Below are 21,521 nucleotides of genomic sequence, written 5' to 3' on the forward strand. Positions count from 1 at the left end.
TCCCCTTTCCTGATGAACTTGCCTCTAAAACTATAGTTCAGACAAAGGGAAGCGGACAGATCAGAGGCTGGTTATCACCTTTTCCAGGGTATCCATGGGGACAGGACGAGAGAGGAAATAACCCTGTGCCGCCGCTGCCGGAGAATTTTGCACGTCGCGCCACTCCTCCAGCGTTTCTACGCCTTCCACAATGACGCCCTGGCAATAGCGGTTCATCAGTTGCAGGAGCATCGTAAACAGGTTCCGTCCCTCCGGCGTCTGGCGCAGCATGATAAACAGATCGCGGGCCACTTTGATGTAGTCATAACGCACTTCGCTCAGGGCGGAGAAGTTGGCCATACCGGTACCGAAATCATCCAGCCACAGCGGGCCAAACTCACACATCGAGGCAAACGAGGAGTCCTGCGGCAGCTGAACATGTTCCACCAGCTCGAAGCGCATCCACGGCAAGGTAGCAATCAGCGCCTGCAACGTCGCATTCTGACGTAACGCCATCAGGGTGGGGCCATCCACGTTCACCGACGCCAGAATACCGTGCTGCTTGAAGAACGCCTGCTTCGTCGCCAGCATTCTCAGCTGCTCTTCCAGCACGTCGATACGCTGACGCACGGCAACCTCCGCAAAATAGCGGTCCGGTGCAATACGCTGTGAAGGATTCGATGGATGAGTGACGACCGTTAACACCTCAATCGCCATTAACCGACCGTCGGTACGGTAGATGGGCTGATAAGTGTACGCTCGCTCACATTGCAGCCAGTAGCGATGCTCCTGCAAGTTCTCAATACTTGCCTCAGGCGTAGTGCTCAGCCGCTGGATAACCTGCTCTGACTTCATTTCGGATGTCCTGTTGTATGGGATAGCCTTTCTGGACTCGTCACTGAGTTATCGGCCCGCCAGGTGAGAACTTTATGTTCAATTCACCGGGAAAATGAAATTAAGATGACAGAAATATGCCGGAATACGCGCTGGCTCAAAAAAAATAATGGAACGTCGTTTTAATATAGTTGACCATAAAAAACACACAGCGCACACTACCCTTAATTACTTTGTTCAGGTTCACGACTATGTCTAAAAAAATTGCCGTGATTGGCGAATGCATGATTGAGCTGTCCCAGAAAGGCGCGGAAGTCAGCCGCGGTTTTGGTGGCGATACATTGAACACCTCCGTTTACATTGCCCGTCAGGTCTCCCCCGACGCGCTGAGCGTGAGCTACGTTACCGCGCTGGGAACGGACAGCTTCAGCCAGCAGATGCTGGAAGCCTGGCAGGGTGAAAACGTTGGGACCTCGCTGATCCAGCGAATGGAAAACCGCCTGCCGGGTTTGTACTACATCGAAACCGACAGCACCGGCGAGCGCACCTTCTATTACTGGCGTAATGAAGCGGCCGCCAAATTCTGGCTGGAAAGCGAGGCCGCCGCTGCCATTTGCGAAGAACTGGCGACCTTCGATTATCTCTACCTGAGCGGGATCAGCCTGGCGATCCTGAGCCAGGAGAGCCGTGAAAAGCTGCTGTCACTGCTGCGCGAATGCCGTGCCAATGGCGGTAAGGTGATTTTCGATAACAACTACCGTCCACGTTTGTGGGCCAGCCGCGAAGAGACGCAGCAGGTCTACCAGCAGATGCTCGAATGCACCGATATCGCCTTCCTGACGCTGGATGATGAAGATGCTCTGTGGGGCGAAAAACCGGTTGATGAGGTCATCGCCCGGACGCAGGCTGCCGGGGTCAGCGAAGTGGTGATCAAGCGTGGGGCGGAGTCTTGCCTGGTGGCGGTTGCAGGTGAAGCCGTGACAGAGGTCCCGGCGGTGAAGCTGGCGAAAGAGAAAGTGATCGATACCACTGCGGCGGGAGATTCTTTCAGCGCGGGGTATCTGGCGGTACGTCTGACGGGAGGTACGCCGGAAGCGGCGGCGCAGCGCGGTCATTTAACGGCCAGCACGGTGATTCAGTATCGCGGAGCGATTATTCCGCGCGAGGCGATGCCTGCTTAAGGACTGGGCGGGCTGATGCCCTCACCCTAACCCTCTCCCACAGGGAGAGGGGACGCAGGGCTTACTGGCCCTGCGGAATATCGCTCGCATCCTGATGTAAATCATCGGCTGCCGTTTGCGCTGGCTGCGGCGCCGTCGCCATGATGGCGTTCCAGGTGGCCTTCAACTCTTTCATGTCATATTCCGGCTCACCTTTCGGCTGTAACAGAATCAACGCCATATCCTGCGACAACTGCTGGCGCAGATCCTGATTCAGCATCTCCACGGTCAGACCGTTCAGGAAGTCCTGACGCAGTTTCTGATACTGCTCCGGCGCGATATCCACCACCTGATTCTGCAAGGAGCGAATGCGCTGGCTGATTAAGATATCGGTATCGGCGCGGGCATAGGTGGCGAACAGTTTCTGCAATTCAAGGGATTTCTGCGCCACCAGCGCGTTAAACTCCTCTTCAGACAGGCCCTCTTTACGCACTTTAGCCAGCTCTTTCGCCACCACGCCGAGATTGGCATTGAGCTTATCGCCCGGCGATTCCACGTTAATGGCGCACTGGGCGCGCTGGAACAGCACACGGCAGTCAAAGCCCAGGCCAATATCTTTCACGTTGTTCTTGCTGAGCGTCTGCTGAACGTGCCAGAACAGCGCTTCACGCGCGAGATCCGCACGCCAGTAACGCAGCAGCGCAGAAGACTCGCGGATCGGCTGCCAGGCCGTATCCCACATCATTGAAAGACGATCCTGACGCACGGTATCCGTCATGATGCTGACCGTCTCAGGACGCAGCGGGGACAAGGTAGGAACAGGGGCAGGCGTTTCACGCTTCCCTTTCAGATCGCCAAAGGCTTTGTTGATCTGCTCTATCACCGCACGGCTGTCCACGTTGCCCACTACAATGAGGGTCATGGCATCCGGGGTGTACCACTGCTGGTAGAAAGATTTCACCTGCTCTGCATCCACCGGCTGTTTCAGCGGTTCTGCCGGGTCGTGGCCAAGCAGCGTGGACCCTTTCAGGCGGTAGCGCCACCAGCCTTCTTTGGTATCCGTCGGCCAGGTCGCCACCATGTCGCTGTTGCTCAACGCATAGTTTACGGTCTCAGGCGTAATCGCCAGTTTGCCGGTGGCATCGGATAGATAGGTAAGCGCTTCTTTAAGCAGATCGTTACGGTTGTTGGGCAGGCTCAGGTTAAACATGGTGTAGTCATAGGAGACCACAGCCGGGGGCAGCGGGCGTTTCGGATCGATGGCCTGTTGCCATAAAGAACGCACCTGAACCGCCTGCAAACTGCCGCTCTGGGTGAGCGCCAGTCGAGGAATAAAGTGGCTTAAGCCGGTCTGCTGGGTGCTTTCAGTGAGGGAGCCGGTATTCACAGAAAGACGGATTTCAATGCGATCGCTCGGACGTTGCGGAGTGGATAATACCTGCCACTGGAAACCGTTCGCCAGTGTTCCCTGTTGCCAGGCCGGGTCTGGCTGGAGCGCATCTGCCTGCACATAACTGGCTGCTGCCATCATCAGCAAACCGCCGGTTAAGAGTCGAATTTTTGTGCCCTGCATGTGAACCCCTGATCAACATTCCTGGTTAAAGAGAGTGTCTCGCGACGTGAGCACTCAAAGATGACGATGAAAACCTTCCGATTAGACAGCGTGTTCAGCTAAACGTCACGGGCGGAAGTGAAATATACCCAAAAAAAATCTTGTCGAATTATGACAGGTATGAACGGTTATTATGCGCAGGTGCCCGCATCCCCACAAGGGAATACGGGCATTTATGAGGGATTAAGAGGATAAACCGGGGGTTTTGTCCTCAGATGTGCGGTTATTAAGCGTATCGTTAAGCTTCTTGTGATCCAGCTCTTTCACCCACTTCGCCACCACAATCGTCGCCACGCCATTGCCGACCAGGTTGGTTAACGCACGGGCTTCAGACATAAAGCGGTCAATACCGAGGATCAGGGCCAGGCCCGCTACCGGCAGATGGCCCACCGCCGAAATGGTGGCCGCCAGCACGATAAATCCGCTGCCCGTTACGCCCGCCGCCCCTTTTGAAGAGAGCAGAAGCACCACCAGCAGCGTAATCTGATGGAAGATATCCATGTGGCTGTTAGTGGCCTGGGCAATAAAGACCGCCGCCATCGTCAGGTATATCGAGGTGCCATCCAGGTTAAAAGAGTAGCCCGTAGGAATAACCAGCCCCACCACTGACTTACGGCAGCCCAGCTTTTCCATTTTATCGAGCATACGCGGCAGCGCGGACTCCGAAGAGGATGTGCCGAGGACAATCAGCAGCTCTTCACGAATGTAACGAATAAATTTGAAGATGCTGAAGCCGGTCGCACGGGCGATGGAGCCGAGCACCACCACCACAAACAGAATACAGGTGATGTAGAAGCAGACGATCAGCTGGCCCAGCTGTACCAGCGTGCCGACGCCGTATTTCCCGATGGTGAAGGCCATCGCGCCAAAGGCGCCAATCGGGGCCAGACGCATAATCATGTTGATGATGCCGAAGATAACCTGCGAGAAGCTTTCAATGACGTTAAAAATCAGCTGGCCTTTGCTGCCAAGACGGTGCAGGGCAAAGCCAAACAGCACGGCAAACAGCAGTACCTGGAGGATGTTTCCGCTGGCGAACGCGCCAATCACGCTGCTCGGGATCACGTCCAGCAGGAAGGCAACAATCCCCTGATCTTTCGCCTGTTCAGCGTAAACCGCCACCGCTTTCGCATCCAGCGTGGCCGGGTCAACGTTCATGCCCGCGCCAGGCTGTACCACGTTGACAATAATCAGGCCGATAATCAGCGCGATGGTACTGACAATCTCGAAGTACAGCAGGGCAACCGCCCCCGTACGCCCGACCGCCTTCATGCTTTCCATGCCAGCGATACCGGTCACCACGGTACAGAAAATGACCGGCGCGATAATCATTTTGATGAGCTTAACGAACGCGTCGCCAAGCGGTTTCATCTGCGCGCCCAGCTCCGGGTAGTAGTGACCGAGCAGAATACCGATGGCGATGGCTGTCAGGACCTGGAAGTAAAGACTTTTGAAGAGTGAGGTTTTCATAGGGTGTCCCTGGAAAGAAAAACTACAGGCTTTGTAAGGTTATGGTTAACCTGCGGCTTTAAAATAACACCCACATAACAGGACAGAAATAAACGGGGTTCAAATTTGAAACACAAATGTTAAGAACTTTGAGCTGGCTCGCACAAGCCAGCAACAAAATTACACTTTTGCGTTATTGCCAGCGTCGGCGAGATAGCGTTGCTCAAAGATATCCGTCGGTACGGCGCGATCAAACAGGAAGCCCTGTCCGCTCTCTACGCCCGCCGCAGCCAGCCACTCACGCTGGGCGTCGGTTTCAATACCCTCGGCAATGACGTGCAGATTCAGGCTGTGCGCCATCTGAATAATGGCCTGCACCAGGCTGCAATCCTCCGGCAGCCCTTCCACAAAGGTTTTGTCGATTTTCAGGACGTCCACCGGCAACGTTTTCATGTGCTGGAGCTGACGCAGGCCGGAATACCCCATACCGAAATCGTCCAGCGCAATGCGGATCCCGGCATTACGCAGCGGTTTCAGGATGGCGACAGCGTCGTCAGGATTTTCGATACAACGGCTCTCGGTGACTTCCAGGATCAGCGTGTGGGGCTGGATGCGGTAGCGATGGATCAACTCAAGCATCTCCGGCACCATGGTCGGGTGCATCAGCTGTAGCGCAGAGAGATTCACCGACAGCGGCAGCGTGATGCCCCGTTGTTGCCAGGCCGCAAGCTGGCGGCAAGACTCTTCCAGCACCCAGTAGCCGACGGTGACCATCAGGCCGCAGGACTCGATACGTTCGATCATCCCTTCAGGCAGCTCCCACGTGCCGTCCGGCTGTTGCATACGCAGCAACGCTTCGGCGCTGGTCACTTCACCCGTGCGCAAATTGACCTGCGGCTGTAGCCAGAGCGCAAACTGGCGATTGTCCATCGCCGTCAGAATGTCGCTCTCTTCCGTCAGGCGCTGCTGGGCTTTTTCCATCTGCTCCGGATCAAAGAACTGGATCTGGTTTTTCCCTTTCCGGCGCGCGGTGAACGCGGCCGAGAAAGCCCGACGATAAAGCTGCTCGGCGGTCAGCCCCCCGGAGTACATCGCAATACCGATGCTGGCGCTCGGGCGAAGCTGGATACCCTGAATGGGCAGCCGCTCATTAATGACAGTGAGTACTTGCTGACCTAGCGTAATGGCGTGCCACGGCTCTTTAACACCGTTCGCGATCACCACCAGGTCATAGCCGCTGACCTGGGTGAGCACCATGCGCGGCGCCAGAACGGATTTCACCTTTTCCACCAGCGTCAGTAACAGCATTTCGCGCTGGCTCTCTTTCAGCACGCCCGCCGTGTCCTGCAAGGTTTCGCAGGCAATCACCATCAGCGCGGTGGTCTGCTGGCGGGCGACGGTCTGCTCCAGCAAGGCCATTAAAAACGCTTTGTTTGGCAGATCAGATACCGGAAAACGGGTGGCGTTGCTACTGAGCTCTTCCTGCTGACGCAGGACACGCTGCTGGTTGATATTGTAACTGCGGACCAGCATGCCAATTTCATCGTCGTGATGCAGGCGCGGCAACGGAAGCTGATGCCCCATGTGCTCCTGTGGAGAGAGGTCGTTCAGCTCCCGGGCTATGCGGCGCAACGGATGCACAATTAACCGGTTGATACACCACGTCAGCGCCACGCTCAGCATTAATGTCAAAAGTAAGTAAGTGGTCACTAATGTAGCAACCCAACTCATGACGAATTTATACATGCGGTACGAGTCGGCCTGTAGCACCAGGTAGGCCAGCGGTTGCGGGTTAGCCGGTCTTTCCAGGGAGTAGAGAGGCAGGGAAATTTGCACCGGCAGTTCAAACAGGCGCATCACCATCATCGGGACGGAACGCTCCGGGATAAAGCTCATCCGCAGCGCCTGGAACTGGTTCGGCAGTACAACATCCGCGCGGCTCACGATACCAGCGGGCTGAATGCGCTTCAGGATGGATTCCGCCTCGGGGATATCCCCTTTCAGGATCGAGGCTGACAGGGGTTCCCGCACCGAGCGGGCAATACTTTCCAGTTGCGAAGCCGTGTTGTAGCGATTCTGCTGTACGGAGTGAAACAGCAAAATGACGCAGAAGATGAAGACAAACAGCATTGTGACGGCAGACACCATCGCCATCTGTTTGATCGTTAAGGAACGGCTGACACGCAAAATGACTCTCCACAAAACTCGAAGCGCAGGGCGCACCAGGGTGTAAACCTGGTGCGTCCGAGTATACCCGATAGCTGCACTTTTAAGAGAGACTTACAATTAGATTAAGTAAAAATCCGATCACCAGTCTGCATAAGGCACCAGCGGTTCCGGTGGTAAGTCCATATCACCCTGCCAGCCCGCGGCAGAATACCGAACGTAGAGCAGCGCATGGCTCGGGGTATAGTCTTTTGCTTCCTGAATATCGACGCCCAGACCGACAAACCAGTTGGACGTCACGCGGCGTTCAACAATCGCCCTTGCGGTATAACCCGTGCCTGACGAGCTAGTTCCGGTTTCCATCACACCTTTATCGGTATAACGGCCTGGCTCATTGTCCGGGATCAGCCCCTGTAACGGATAACGCATCACATCTTTTGTTTTTGAATGAGACCAGGAGACGGAGCCGCCCAGCTCCCATGACCAGTTCTCTGTGCGTTTACGCCAGTTCACCGGTAAGGCGAACGACACATACTCCTGGGGACTGTAGTAACCGCCCTGGCCCAGCGAATAGCCACTTAAATCCTTATCGTAATGCCAGAGCATGTTGGACACGCCCACCGTCAGGCGTTCGTTGTTCTGATTGATGAGCTTGTAGTAATAGCCGGTCATCCAGCGGACGCGCCAGTTATCTTCGACATTCTTCCCGGTGAGGCTGTCGGCACTCAGGCTTGACCAGATACCGTTAGCTTCGCCTTTGTCGTAGCTCATGCTCACGCCGCCACCGGTGGCACGCACGCCGCCCCAGGTGGTGTCGGTATTGGGATCTTTTTGCCCGGCGAAGGCCAGCACCGAGCTGGAAATCGGACGGCGATGGGCGTTCAGGGTGTAGCCAATCGGCCCTAAATCGTTGCTGTAGCTCAGGCTGCCCACCACATCGACCACGTCGAAGCCCATCGGCGTTGTACCGATATCCCACGCCCAGGTTTTGTTCTGCCAGCCGACGGCCACGCTGGCGCCGTTGGCCGACTGGTTCGTGCTGCCGTGACATGGCGTTTCGGCACAGGTACCCCATGTCGGATCGTAAGTTCCGTTATCGGTGTCAAAGGAACCGGCGTTCATATTGACCAGATCGCTACGGAAGAACATACGTCCATCCGACAGCGGCGCATCAACCTGGAGCATGGTGGTGTGCGCTTTCAGGTCGGAATAGCCTCCCGTGCCGCTGGAGCCCCAGTAGTCGTGTTGCAGCGTGACGTTCAGATCCTGCTGACGATAAAGATCGCCTGCATCGCTGCGCACGCCGCGCTTCAGCCAGTCATCTTTCTCATCGTTACGCGTGAGTCGCGTAAAGCTGTCGTTATCGGTCGGACGGGTCGTTGTGATGCCCGATGAGACCATCGCATCTTTCCAGGTGTCCAGCGCCTGCTGAGGCTGACCATTTTGTGCCTGAAAACGGGCGGCATCGCGCATCACCAGCGCACTTTCCATCGAAGGCGGCTGCGATTTGGCCTGCGGAAGAATGGCGTTGAAGGTCTTTTCTGCCGCGGCAGGATCACCCAGTCCGGCCTGCGCCATGGCAAGCCGGCGCTGCATATTGATGGAGAGCGGTTCGCCGTTCTGTGCCGCGGGCAGTTTCGCCAGCGCCGCGCGCGCCGCGTCCTTGTTGCCTTGGGCAAGATAGACCTCGGTCAGGCCGAGGATCGCGTCTTCGTTCTGCGGTTCGCGTTGCAGAATAGTGTTGTAGGCGGTTTTCGCGGCCTCATGATCGCCCCGCTGTTCAGCCCAGTCAGCCAGCGTCAGGTCGATACGGGTGGACGGAGGCTGCTGGCGAAGCAACGTTTCCGCCTCCTGCTCTTTTCCACTGTCGCGCAGGCGGTTGGCGGTTTCCAGCACCTGGTTACTTTGCAGGCGGTCCGCCAGCGCCTGAATGTTGCCGTTCCACTTGTCGCGCGGCAGCGTGTTCAGATGCGCCAGCGCCGCCCGGTCCTGATCGTTACCGGACAGGTACAGCCCGCTGGCGTAAACTTGATCCGGATCGCCCGGTTTCTGACTTGCCAGCTGACGCATCAGGTTATCCGCCTGGCTGCGCTGACCCGCGCTATACAGATCGCGTGACAGTCGGTAGGTGATCCACACGTCGCCCGGGGAAAGCGCAAGGCGTCGGCGCTGAATTTCTGCGGCCTGCGCATATTTCCCCTCGCTTTCCAGCTGTTCAGCCTGGGCTGACAGCTGCTCGTTCGTCAGGCTACGTTCAATATCATCAATGCTGCGGCGCTGGCTGGCAGAGAGCGACTGAATAAACTGCGTCGCCTTCTCCGGAGACTGCGCGCGATAAATATTGGCGAGACCGCGCACCGCGTTGCTGTTGCCGCTGTCCATCCGCAACGCCTGGCGGTAATAGCGCTCGGCCGCGTCGTTATCTTTGCGCGCCGCCGCCGCATCACCGAGCCCCAGAACCGCGTAGCTGTCAGTATTGTCGATATTGCGCGCCTGCTGGTAATAGCGTTCGGCCTGGGTCGTATTATTGGCTTTCAGGGCGTTATCCCCCTGCTGGATCAGCAGCCAGTATCGGTTGACCTTCAGCAGGCTGTCCCATTTGCCCCGGTTATCGCTCTGCGGATCGAGGGCGATCGCCTTTTCAAACTGCGCAACCGCACGCGCGCGATCGCCTTTCTGAGAATAGGCCTGCCCCAGCGCGCCTACAGCTTCACTGTCAGCGTGGTTGGCGCTGACTGCTTTTTGCAACTCCGTTACCGCTTTACTGCCCTGCCCGGCATCCACTGCGGCTAACCCTTCGGCTTTGGCGCGGAACGCCGGATCGGCGAGCTGTTTTTGCTGTGCTTCAAGCTGGGTGCGCGCCGCCGTCACGTTATCGCCATCGCTGAATACGCTCAGGTATTGTTGCAGCGCGGTGACGCTGGCGCTGCTGACCGGCTGATCTTTGATCTGCTGGTACCACATGTCCGACGCCTGACTGCGGCCATTATTCGATTTGGCCATCTCCTGCAACACCGCGAACCCTTCATCACGCCGTCCGCTCTGGAACAGAAGCTGTGCCAGCGAGGACTGTAGCGGGACGTTGCCCGGACTGCTGGCGTTTATTTTCTTAAGCTGATTAATGGCCAGGTTGCGGCGGGCTGGCTCTTTCGCCACCACGTTCCAGTACTCCGTCGCGATGTCGCCGCTGGGCGGCTTACCGTCAAACAGTTTGTCATACGCAGCAATGGCTTCCTGCGTGTGCCCGGTGGTGGCAAGCAGGCGAGCCTGCTGGAGGGCCTGGCGACCATCCGGCGTGGAGAGCAGCATGGTAGTACGGGAGGACTGGTAGGCACTGGAATCGGGTGCCATTCCTTTCAGGCGATCCAGCTCTTTTTGCGCGCCCGCCGTATCGCCCTGTCGTAACAGGTAGCGGAAGCGCGCGGCAATCACGTCCGGGTTGTTGGGGTCGATCAGCTCAAGGCGATAGAGCGACTGGCGCACTAAATCCTCACGCTGGGTGGATTCCCCCAGACGGACCTGTTCCAGCAGCTGTCTCTGCTGCGGGGAGTTGGCGGCCTGGGCCAGGGGCATTAGCGCCAGGCCAAGCGATAAGGTGAGTAGATTCAGTGTGAACGTGCGCATTCCTGGCCCCAATCCGGTAGTAATTCACCTTGCACGGTGAAACGAAAACGATGCTGATCCCACCCTTGTCCAAAGAGGGTCAGAACGTAGCTGTAATAAGCATTGTTATCGGGAAAACGATCGGCGACGTGCTGGCGTTGCACCGCCTGCGCGTCCCGGTTTTGTAAAAACGGAAGGAGAGAGGCAGAAAACCCTACCGGCCCATCTCCGGTGCGTTTCCCGGTTGCTACATCCACTTTCTCCGGCGGCAAGCCTTGTTTGATCGTGGTGGTCGCCATGGGCTTGAAACGCGCCAGTAGCCGGGCTTTCTGCGGATCGTTATCGTTCATCATCCCTACCCACAGATAGACGCGAATCGCATCGTAGCTGCCGATCAGGGATGCATCCTGCGACAGCTGCCAGCCGCCCTTTTTCTGGTATTTCACCCAGTTCGGGGAAAATCCTTTAGGCGCGGTCTCCAGCAGCAGACGCAGGTTAGTTTCACGGAGCGTCGTCCACGGCGCGCCAAAACGGGTGAAATAGCTCGCAAGCTGCGGCGGCAGGTAGCTGGGGTTGAAGCGCCAGACACTCTCTTCGGCAAAACCGACTTTACCCGGCAGCAGCATAGAACCCAGCCCCGGCACCTTCACCACTTCCTCACTGGCAATGCGCGTCAACAGCGCCTTACCCGTGCGCGTGTAATCGGGATTTTTCCACAGCCGCCCGGCTTCAAGCAGCGACCAGGCAATCCAGATATCGGCATCAGACGCGGAGTTAGGGTCGATAACCGCCCAGGTTTCGTCGTCCTTTTTTCCCCACAGCCAGGCCGGGAGATGTTGGGCTAAATCTCCCTCGGCAAGGTTATCGCGCGTCCATGCCAGCAGCAGATCGAACGCCTTGCGATCGTTTGCCGCGAGGGCAAAGAACAGCCCGTAGCTTTGCCCTTCGGAGGTGGTGATTTTGCGCGCGTCACTGGGATCAATGACCCGCCCACTTTCGCTCATATAATCCTGCTTGAACGTCTCCCAGGCAGGCCAGCGACAGGCGGCGTGAAGATTCGCCGCCGTCAGCATCAACGCTGCGACTACACACCCGCGAAAGATTTTCATCACCGCTTACTCATGGTCCGGGTTAAGACGACGACGGCTGATGATTCGCAGCAGACGCCACAGTACCCATGCCAGCAATACGACGCTGAGCGCAGCCAGCACGGCCAGCAGCACCGGGTGGTTAGACAGGGCGTACCACAGGCGTTCGAACCACGGCAGATGACCGACGTAGTAGACATCCCCCACGCGCAGGCTGTTTACCCCCGACTCACGGATCACCGAGACGGAACCGAACATTGCTGCCCGTTTACCGCTGTCGTTCATGGCCGTGTTGAGCAGCTCATAGCCGCGTGGGCTGTCCGCCAGCAGGGCGATAACGCTGCGCTGGTCGTTATACGGCGACTGGAAGCCGACAATCGCGGCCATCGGACCCGTTGAACTTACGGTCGTCCTGATATTGGCCTGACGATCGCCGCTGTCCGGCATGATGCTCGGGAACTCGGTCTGACGCAGCGGCGTGTTGACCCATGACTGAGCCGCCTGCACCAGCAGATCGACGCGCTTCTCGTCTTTCAGCTTGTCCGGAATGTTGCCGATGACCATGATATCGGCATCTTTGTTCTGGATCTGACTACCGTCATCCGTCACCGTCACGTTGATAGCCGGCAAGCCGGTTTGCGCCCCAACGGTGCCCATGGTGTCCAGCAGCGTGGCAACCTGACCTTCGTTGGCCGCTTTTGGCATCACGACAATCGATTCAGAGAGATCAGCCATGCGGCTGAACGGGAAGCTGGCGTTAGCAAAGGCACGCAGATCCGGCATCGCGATAAAGTGGTAATACTTCGAGAAGTCGATCGTGGAATCATCGCCAATCACCACGTGGTTTTGCACCGGCTGGAAGGTAATACAGTTTTCTACCGATCCACCCGGCATGGGGTTCATATACTGGAAGTTAAACCGCAGCTGGTTCACCGCACCGAGCTTCAGCGCCGGGATCGACACATCGGTTTTGCCGTCCAGCAGCCCCTGCAATACAGGCAGACGAAGCATCAACCGGTTTGTCTCCTGGCTGCTGGTCAGGCTGAACGATTGCAGGAACTGGTTGTTGAGGCTGATATCCATGCGCGAGCTATCTTTGGTTGCCGGCGCGGTGTAACGGTAGTTCAGGTTGATATCAATGCCGTTGGTGCGCAGCAGATAGAGATCCGGCGGCAGGTTCAGCGACAGGCTGACAGGAGAAGGTTCAAGCCCGGTTGACTGCAATTGCTCTTCATAGGTTTTCAGCTCGCCAAAGGTGATTGCCCGGTCGGTACGTACCCAGTTCGGCGCATCATAAGGCTTACGCGCCAGCAGCGGTTTCACCTCATCCACCACAACGCTGTTACCGCGGAACAGGATATTTCCCTGCGCAATGCCCTTCGCCGCCTGCACCAGATCTTTGTCATCACGGCCGAAGATCACCAGCAGCTTCACGTACGGATTGTCCGGATGGCTGATCATCTCGATGGTGGGTGCTTTCACCTCCGGATGGTCACGCAGGAATGCCGGGCGTTTGGCGTTGGTGGCAAACACAATCGCGTTTTTGTCCGGCATTTTGTCGTACATGACCGGGAAACTTTGACCACGCCAGCCGGAGCGGGAACCAAACCAGGATGCCACGATAGAGGCCGCCAGCTGTTCGGTCACATCCGGCGAGCCGGCAAAGACCATCGGCAGGTTCAGCGGACGGTTATCACGCGGGTCGAAGAACGGCACCGGGAAGGCGGAGAGATCGTTTTTCAACGCCAGCGGCTGATAGGTCATCTGAAGCGAAGAGTTACGCCCGACATCCAGCCACAGGGTGCTGCTGGCCGGGTTTTCACAGACATCGCGGTAGTGGCCGACAAACTCCAGACGCACGCGGTTAAAGTCGGTGATAAACAGCGGGTTAATCGGCACCTGAGCCAGGGTTTTCTTACCCAGTTGCTCTTTGGTGACGGGCAGGACGTCCATTAGCTCGTCATTCAGATAGACCTTAAGCTGGGACTGCACCGGCAGCAGCGACGGCGATGGGGTGTATTCCAGGTTGAGCACCGCTTTCGACACGACTTCATCACTGCGCATACCGAATTCGATACCGCCATTTGGGTTGATGCCGCGCAGAACCATACTGCCCGGAGGAGGCGCGATCTGGGCAAACGTCAGCTTAACGTCACGCGACGGCGTATTTTCGGCAACCACCGGCGCACTGGCTCCCGGCACGCCAGGCATGACCTGCCCAACCACCGGGTTGTCGCCGGGCAGCGTATTCCCCGTCGTCGGCTGATTCGGGACAACGTTCTCCGTCTGCCCCGGCGCGGCCGTCACAACCGGATCGGTCGCTTGCGCGACGACAGGCACCGTTGGCGCGGGCGTGGTCGCTGCGTTATCAGGCGCCGCGTTAGCCACTGTTGCAGGGAGCGCACTCATCCCCATTGCCACTGCACATAACCAGGAAAGTTTTGTTTTCATCGCGTTATCATCATTGTTGAGCCATAACCGGGTCCGCCTGCTTCGCTTCATCTCGCTCAGGTCGACGCGGAATGAACGACACGACCCAGGAAACCAGTGAAGTAAGTGACCGGAAAATTAATTTCACCGACGACGGGGCAAATTCTGCAAGGTGACGATAGCCACGGAACCCCAGCTTAAGAATATCCAGCAGGCTTTCCAGAGGCTTATCCTCAGGGAAGCTGTCCTGCCAGAGAGCCCACGTATCCGCGCGGGCAAACGTACACTGCACAAAATCAATGTGTTGTTTTTTGGTCAGCGGCATCAGTTGCAGACCCACTTCATTTCCTCTCACACGCACCACCTGCGTCGGGAAGACATACTCCTGCTGGCCGCGCTTAAGCAGTAGGTTGACCTTCTGCCCCTCCAGCACCTTCGCCTGACCGTTGATCTTGATACCCAGACCGCCATCCGAAAAGTCATGTACGGTACAGGAGAAGAGATGTCCATCGTCGCGGGCAATGGCCGCTGGCATGCTTATTTCGACGCGATGCGCGCGGCGAACCTGTTTGCTCTCCACCGATACCGCCACCGCGCCACCGAGGATAATCAGGTTATAAAACACCCACGCCATACTCACGAAGACCGTCAGAATTTCGTTTTCCGGGCCGTAGAAGTAGCGCCAGATCCCAACAATCACGCCCACAATATTCAGCAGCACCAGGAAGATATAGGGCCGGGAGATCACCCAGTCGACATACTCCTCTTCCACCAGCCCGCCCTTCGCGGTGACGTTGAATTTCCCTTTATGCGGGTTAATCAGCGCCACCATGGTTGGCGGCGCGATGTACCAGGCCAGCACCGTTTCGTAAATTTCACTCCAGAAGGAGTGCCGATATTTCCCCTGAATCTTCGAGTTCGTCAGGCTGGCGTGGATCATGTGCGGCAGAACGAACAGGGCAATCATCAGCGCAGGCGCATAGATGATGTAAGCGTGAAGGAGCAGGAACGCCAGCGGCGCTGTGAGAAAGATAAGCCGTGGAATACCCGACAGGAAGTGGAACATGGCGTTGACGTAGCACAGCCGTTGCGCCAGCTTCAGCCCTTTACCCATCAGCGGGTTATCGAGCCTGAAAATTTGCACCATGCCGCGGGCCCAGCGAATACGCTGGCCGATGTGCGCCGACAGGGATTCCGTGGCCAACCCCGCCGCCTGAGGAATACGCATGTAGGCCGAGGTATAGCCAAGACGGTGCAGACGCAGCGAGGTGTGCGCATCTTCCGTGACCGTCTCGACGGCGATCCCGCCAATTTCATCCAGCGGTTTCCGGCGGATCACCGCACAGGAGCCGCAGAAGAACGTGGCGTCCCACATGTCGTTCCCGTCCTGCACCAGGCCATAGAACAGCGTGCCCTCGTTCGGGGTTTTACGAAAACGACCGAGGTTACGTTCAAACGGGTCCGGTGAGAAGAAGTGGTGCGGCGTCTGCATCATCGCAAGCTCTTTCTCCTTCAGGAACCAGCCCATGGTCATTTGCAGGAACGAGCGCGTTGGCACGTGGTCGCAGTCGAAAATAGAGACGAACTCCCCTTTGGCATATTTCAGCGCATTGTTGATGTTACCGGCTTTCGCGTGTTCATGCGTGGTACGGGCGATGTACTCTACCCCCACTTCGTCCGCGAACTGGCGGAACTCGGCGCGGCCACCGTCATCGAGGATCCAGATTTTGATTTTATCCTTCGGCCAGTCGATACCCAGCGCGGCGTAAATGGTGTTTTTTACCACCGACAGGTCTTCGTTGTAGGTCGGCACGAAGAGGTCCACCGTAGGCCACTGGGTCGTGTCTTTTGGCAGCGGCACCGGCTGTCGATTCAGCGGCCAGATAACCTGGAAGTAACCCAGCACCAGCACGATCCAGGCGTAAGTCTCAGCAAACAGCAGGACTAAGCCGCACACCAGGCTGACCGGATCGTCCCAGTTCAGCGTTGAGGTATATCGCCACCAGATGTAGCGGCAGGAAACGGTCAGCGATAGCACAATCAGCATCAGGGCAGAAAAACGCCCTGGTATGCGCCGCACCAGCAGCGCCACGCCCCACAGCAGGATCAGGAAGGTGAACTGCGCCAGCGGGTTGAAGGGCTGGGTAATACAGACCAGCGCAAGAATCAGCGAGAACACCACAACCACGCCGAGAATAAAACGCCGCAAGCCCGGGTGTAGGTGCCCGAGCTCTTTTTGGTTATCTAAATGACCCGTTTTGTCGCCCACCCGGTCGGGTAGCCGGTCAAGCCACTGGTGGTAGTGTTCACGCAGGTTCTGCACACGATCGAAGCTGCGCCAGCGGGACGTTTTTTTCTCCGCGCCCGTTGAGGTCGTCAGTAGCCAGATGGACTGAATAGCGTAGCGCGCGGGATCCAGCGGACGCGGCTTGTCAGGGTTGATATGCGGATAGAGTTCACCGTAGCGCGCGCGAATGCGTTGCCAGCGGGGATGCTCGAGGGGGATGAACATCCACGCCAGAATCATCCACAAACAGCCCAGCGCTGCGCTCAGCGACGAGGCGCCGTGATGACGGTAATGGCGGTAGCGTTCACTTAAGCGCGAACTGACCGGCGGAATGAGCAGCCAGTTAGTCAGGCGGCTCATACTGAACTCCCGGCAGGCTCCGGCCGTTTAGCAAAGTGCAGCAGACACCAGTTGGCCAGCGTCAGGATCTCTTCCGCCGCCAGTGAATCGCTACGGTACTCCCCGAGGGGTTGTTTGGACGCGAGGCACTCCGCCATCGCTTCGTCACGATGGATCACCATCGGCAACAGGCGGCGCTGACTCTGGAGCCAGACCTGGTAGAGATCGTCCTGGATCTGGCTGCCAATGCGCAGATCGTTGATCAGAATATGGGCATTGGCAGGCATCGGCTGCTGATGCAGACGGATATGACAATTCGCATCTACGTTCGCGATGGAGAGCACATGGTCGCACTGCGCCAGCAGCTGGCGGGTCAACGACGCGGCACCGTGCGGCAGGTCCAGCAGGATCCACTGGTAGTGCCCGCTCTCTTTCAGGCTCTGCAATGCGGTGATGAAGCGAGAGAACAGGCGCTGGTACGCGGCTTCATTCCCGCGCTCGGTTTCGGTCAATTGACCAAAGGGAAGCAAATCGAGCTGGGAGGTATAACGCAAACCCGCATCCCGCCAGTCTTTATCGTCCAGAAGCGCACGTCCCCAGCCGTTTGCATGCGTAAAGTCGACATTGAATGACATGCGCAGCAAATTATCGGAACAGGCATCAATGACCAGTACCGATTCACCTAATACCTGCAATGACCACGCCAGCGCCGCGGTAACGGAAGTTGTACCCACCCCACCACGGACGCCCTGTAATCCTAGTACAGCCATCAATGGCTTCCTTATTGTTGTTGGGCAAACTCAGCTAATAACGGCCAACGTTTAATAGCCGCCGCCAACTGTTCCCGCTGGGAAATATCGGTGTAATCTATTTCAGGCAAAGAAAAAGCCTGCGTGAGTGCCAAAAAATCGTTCTGGAATGTGTAACCCAGACTTGAGTCGACTGGGGTTGCGGGTTCGTTATTTTGCATTCTTTTTTCATCCCTTTGAGTAAAATCATAAGATTCAGATGCAGCGAGGCGTCCTGCCCACTAAATTTCATTTACATGCTAAATCTGATGTTCTTTAATTTCAATGTTAGGTTTATTTCTACGCTTTCGCTAGTAAACTGAGAGACATAGAAATTCGACGAAAAGAGGGACACCGTGGACTCCATATTTTCTATTGGCATCCAGTCATTATGGGACGAATTGCGCCACATGCCAGTCGGAGGAGTCTGGTGGGTTAATACGGATCGTAATGAAGATGCCATCAGTCTGGTAAACCAGACGATAGCGGCGCAGGGGAAGGATTCCCGCGTGGCCATAATTACGATGGGCGAAGAGCCGAAGTCAATCATCAGGCTCGACAGTAACCGTGGACCCCAGACAGTACGATTATTTTCCATGCCTGCGGAGGCTGACAGTCTATACTTTTTACCCCGCGATATTCAGTGTTCTATTGTTCCTGAACACTATTTACTGATTCTAAAATGCTCTAATAACGGCCTGCAAAATATCCCCTCTGAAAAACTGCTGAAATGGCTGGAAAGAATCAACAGATGGGCAAAAAATCAAAATTGCACCTTATTGGTTGTTAACCCAGGCAGTAATAATGACAAGCTTTTTTCACTTTTAATGAGTGAATACCGTTCTCTCTATGGCCTGGCCAGTATTCGTGTCCAGACCGACAGCCATCTTTACGACGTGGCTTTCTGGTGCAATGAAAAAGGGGTAAGCTCCCGACAACAACTTACCCTCAAACATGTCGGGGATGAGTGGCATCTTGCTCAACAGGAAGAGACGGTAGTTCAGCCACGCAGTGATGAAAAACGCGTTCTGAGCCATATTGCGGTACTGGAAGGTGCGCCTGCACTGTCTGAGCACTGGTCACTGTTCGATACCAATGAAGCCTTATTTGATGAGGCGCGCACCACGCAGGCGGCGACCATTATTTTCTCGTTGATCCAGAATAACCAAATAGAAACGCTTGCAAGGCACATTCACACATTACGTCGCCAGCGCGGCAGCGCGTTAAAAATTGTGGTGCGTGAAAATAATACCAGCCTGCGCGCCACCGATGAGCGCTTATTACTGGGCTGCGGCGCGAATATGGTCATCCCGTGGAATGCTCCCCTGTCGCGCTGTCTGACGCTAATCGAAAGCATCCAGGGCCAGCAGTTTAATCGACATGTTCCGGAAGATATCAGCACCCTGCTTTCAATGACGCAGCCGATGAAACTGCGCGGCTACCAGAAATGGGACACCTTCTGCGATGCGGTGGGCAACATGATGAGCAATACGCTGTTACCGGCAGACGGAAAAGGGGTGATGGTTGCCCTGCGCCCCGTGCCGGGTATTCGCGTTGAGCAGGCGCTTACTCTGTGCCGCCCTAACCGTATCGGGGATATCATGACCATTGGCGATAACCGCCTGGTGCTGTTCCTCTCCTTCTGCCGGGTGAACGATCTGGATACGGCGCTTAACCATATCTTCCCGCTTCCTACCGGGGATATCTTCTCGAACCGCATGGTCTGGTTTGAAGATAATTTGATCAGCGCTGAGCTTGTCCAGATGCGTGCCCTGGCTCCTGAAAAGTGGGCGAAACCGTTGCCTGTGACAAGCGGTGCCAAACCGGTTCTGAACGCGAAACATGACGGGCATGTCTGGCGTCGGGTACCTGAGCCGCTACGCTTACTGGATGAGAACAAGGAGAGCGCGCCATTATGAATATCAGCGATATCATCCAACTGGTTGTTCTGTGCGCGCTGATTTTTTTGCCGCTTGGCTACTATGCACGCCATTCCCTGCGCCGTATTCGCGATACGGTCAGATTACTGTTCGTCAAACCTCGCTATATTAAACCCGCCGGAACACTGAGTCGCGCTCCGAACGTCAAGGCAAACCGAAAACATGACTAATTCTACCTATACCTCTTCGGCGCCATCGCCACTCTGGCAATACTGGCGCGGCCTGTCCGGCTGGAATTTCTACTTTCTGGTGAAGTTTGGTCTGCTGTGGGCAGGCTATCTTAATTTCCACCCTCTGCTTAACCTGGTGTTTATGGCATTCCTGCTGATGCCAATCCCGAACCTCAGGCTGCACCGTATACGTCACTGGGTCGCTATCCCCATCGGTTTCGCCCTGTTCTGGCATGATACCTGGCTGCCCGGCCCTGAAAGCATCATGAGCCAGGGCTCCCAGGTCGCAGGTTTCAGTGCGGACTATATGCTCGATCTGGTTGAGCGCTTTATTAACTGGCAGATGATTGGCGCGGTATTTGTCCTGCTGGTCGCCTGGCTGTTCCTGTCTCAGTGGATCCGGGTGACGGTGTTTGTCGTCGCGATTATGATCTGGCTTAACGTCCTGACGCTGACGGGCCCGAGCTTCTCGCTGTGGCCAGCCGGTCAGCCGACGACAACCGTGACCACCACGGGCGGTTCCGCCGCCGCGACCGTCGCGACAGCAGGGGATACGCCTGTGGTTGGGGATATTCCAGCGCAGACTGCACCGCCGACATCCACGAACCTGAACGCGTGGCTCTCCAGTTTTTACGCTGCGGAAGATAAGCGTCAGACGAAATTCCCGGACGCGCTGCCTGCCGATGCTCAGCCGTTTGAGCTGCTGGTCATTAACATCTGTTCTCTGTCCTGGGCTGACGTTGACGCGGCTGGTTTGATGTCGCACCCGCTGTGGTCGCATTTCGATATTCAGTTCAAGGACTTCAACTCGGCCACGTCGTACAGCGGCCCGGCGGCTATCCGCCTGCTGCGCGCCAGCTGCGGACAGCCTTCGCATAAGAACCTCTACCAGCCGGCAGCTAACCAGTGTTATCTGTTTGATAACCTGGCAAAACTGGGCTTTACCCAGCACCTGATGATGGGTCATAACGGTCAGTTCGGTAACTTCCTGAAAGAAGTACGTGAACAGGGTGGCATGCAGGCCCCGCTGATGGACCAGAAAGGGCTGCCGGTCACGTTGCTGGGCTTTGATGGCTCGCCGGTGTATGACGATACCGCCGTGCTTCAGCGCTGGTTAGATACCGTCGGCAAAGAGGAAGGGACACGTAGTGCGACGTTCTATAACACGCTGCCGCTGCACGACGGGAACCATTATCCCGGCGTGAGTAAAACGGCCGATTATAAGGCCCGTGCGCAGAAGTTCTTTGACGAGCTGAACGCGTTCTTCAACGAGCTGGAAAAATCAGGCCGCAAAGTGATGGTGGTGGTAGTACCGGAACATGGGGGAGCGCTGAAAGGCGACAGGATGCAGGTGTCTGGTCTGCGCGATATCCCAAGCCCGTCCATCACTAACGTTCCGGCCGGGATTAAGTTCTTTGGCATGAAGGCGCCGCATCAGGGAGCGCCAGTTGAGATCACCCAGCCAAGCAGCTATCTGGCTATCTCGGAACTGGTCGCTCGCGCAGTAGACGGTAAGCTGTTTGTGGAAGATAGCGTGAACTGGGATCAGCTCACCAGCGGGCTGCCGCAGACGGCGGAGGTATCGGAAAACGCCAATGCGGTGGTGATCCAGTATCAGAATAAGCCTTATGTCCGACTGAATGCCGGGGATTGGGTGCCGTATCCGCAGTGATGAG

14 protein-coding genes are annotated in these 21,521 nt (G+C 56.6%); 4 read left to right on the forward strand and 10 right to left on the reverse strand.

Features of this window, described 5'->3' with window-relative positions; genetic code table 11:
• Window positions 1–60: 60 nt before the first annotated feature.
• Window positions 61–834, reverse strand: coding sequence for a cyclic-guanylate-specific phosphodiesterase (gene pdeH / locus L384_RS16410; RefSeq protein WP_023323857.1), 774 nt, complete (start codon window positions 832–834; stop codon window positions 61–63).
• Between the two features lie 230 nt (window positions 835–1,064).
• On the opposite strand from pdeH, the gene L384_RS16405 reads away from it, so the two are divergent.
• Entirely contained in the window at window positions 1,065–1,994 is a 930-nt protein-coding gene (locus tag L384_RS16405) for a 2-dehydro-3-deoxygluconokinase (RefSeq protein ID WP_003861191.1), read from the forward strand.
• Between the two features lie 61 nt (window positions 1,995–2,055).
• Here L384_RS16405 and L384_RS16400 read toward each other — a convergent pair whose 3' ends face one another.
• The 9 genes from L384_RS16400 to bcsR form a co-directional block, all read right to left on the reverse strand.
• Complete coding sequence (locus tag L384_RS16400; protein WP_003861190.1) at window positions 2,056–3,546, reverse strand: M16 family metallopeptidase; 1,491 nt, start codon at window positions 3,544–3,546, stop codon at window positions 2,056–2,058.
• 222 nt (window positions 3,547–3,768) lie between these two features.
• Window positions 3,769–5,055: a C4-dicarboxylate transporter DctC gene (gene dctA / locus L384_RS16395; RefSeq protein WP_015571524.1), complete on the reverse strand. Its 1,287-nt coding sequence runs from the start codon at window positions 5,053–5,055 to the stop codon at window positions 3,769–3,771.
• 159 nt (window positions 5,056–5,214) lie between these two features.
• Complete coding sequence (hmsP, locus tag L384_RS16390; RefSeq protein ID WP_023323858.1) at window positions 5,215–7,221, reverse strand: biofilm formation regulator HmsP; 2,007 nt, start codon at window positions 7,219–7,221, stop codon at window positions 5,215–5,217.
• Between the two features lie 120 nt (window positions 7,222–7,341).
• Entirely contained in the window at window positions 7,342–10,824 is a 3,483-nt protein-coding gene (gene bcsC, locus L384_RS16385) for a cellulose synthase complex outer membrane protein BcsC (protein ID WP_023323859.1), read from the reverse strand.
• Complete coding sequence (gene bcsZ / locus L384_RS16380; protein ID WP_022652013.1) at window positions 10,806–11,912, reverse strand: cellulose synthase complex periplasmic endoglucanase BcsZ; 1,107 nt, start codon at window positions 11,910–11,912, stop codon at window positions 10,806–10,808. Before bcsZ ends, bcsC begins: the two co-directional genes overlap by 19 nt.
• A gap of 6 nt (window positions 11,913–11,918) precedes the next feature.
• On the reverse strand, window positions 11,919–14,342 hold the full coding sequence (gene bcsB, locus L384_RS16375; RefSeq protein ID WP_071787994.1) for a cellulose biosynthesis cyclic di-GMP-binding regulatory protein BcsB: 2,424 nt from the start codon (window positions 14,340–14,342) through the stop codon (window positions 11,919–11,921).
• A gap of 10 nt (window positions 14,343–14,352) precedes the next feature.
• Window positions 14,353–16,968 (reverse strand): UDP-forming cellulose synthase catalytic subunit, encoded by a 2,616-nt coding sequence (gene bcsA / locus L384_RS16370; protein WP_023323860.1) that lies wholly within the window; start codon window positions 16,966–16,968, stop codon window positions 14,353–14,355.
• The gene (gene bcsQ, locus L384_RS16365) at window positions 16,965–17,717 is read right to left on the reverse strand and encodes a cellulose biosynthesis protein BcsQ (RefSeq protein WP_003861177.1); all 753 of its coding nucleotides are present in this window, start codon (window positions 17,715–17,717) and stop codon (window positions 16,965–16,967) included. The genes bcsA and bcsQ overlap by 4 nt, the downstream gene beginning before the upstream one ends.
• Window positions 17,718–17,728: 11 nt before the next feature.
• Window positions 17,729–17,917, reverse strand: a complete 189-nt coding sequence (bcsR, locus tag L384_RS16360; protein ID WP_003861175.1) for a cellulose biosynthesis protein BcsR — start codon at window positions 17,915–17,917, stop codon at window positions 17,729–17,731.
• A gap of 174 nt (window positions 17,918–18,091) precedes the next feature.
• Here bcsR and bcsE point away from each other — a divergent pair, with 174 nt between their 5' ends.
• Genes bcsE through bcsG form a run of 3 tightly spaced genes read left to right on the forward strand, consistent with a single transcriptional unit; the run spans window position 18,092 to window position 21,517 of the window.
• A complete protein-coding gene (gene bcsE / locus L384_RS16355) occupies window positions 18,092–19,654 on the forward strand; it encodes a cellulose biosynthesis c-di-GMP-binding protein BcsE (protein WP_023323861.1) in 1,563 nt (520 codons plus the stop codon).
• Entirely contained in the window at window positions 19,651–19,845 is a 195-nt protein-coding gene (gene bcsF, locus L384_RS16350) for a cellulose biosynthesis protein BcsF (protein ID WP_003861172.1), read from the forward strand. Before bcsE ends, bcsF begins: the two co-directional genes overlap by 4 nt.
• Entirely contained in the window at window positions 19,838–21,517 is a 1,680-nt protein-coding gene (gene bcsG / locus L384_RS16345; RefSeq protein ID WP_023315007.1) for a cellulose biosynthesis protein BcsG, read from the forward strand. Before bcsF ends, bcsG begins: the two co-directional genes overlap by 8 nt.
• The last annotated feature ends 4 nt before the right edge of the window (window positions 21,518–21,521 follow it).

Source organism: Enterobacter sp. MGH 38, assembly GCF_000492855.1.
Taxonomy (GTDB): domain Bacteria; phylum Pseudomonadota; class Gammaproteobacteria; order Enterobacterales; family Enterobacteriaceae; genus Enterobacter; species Enterobacter hormaechei_C.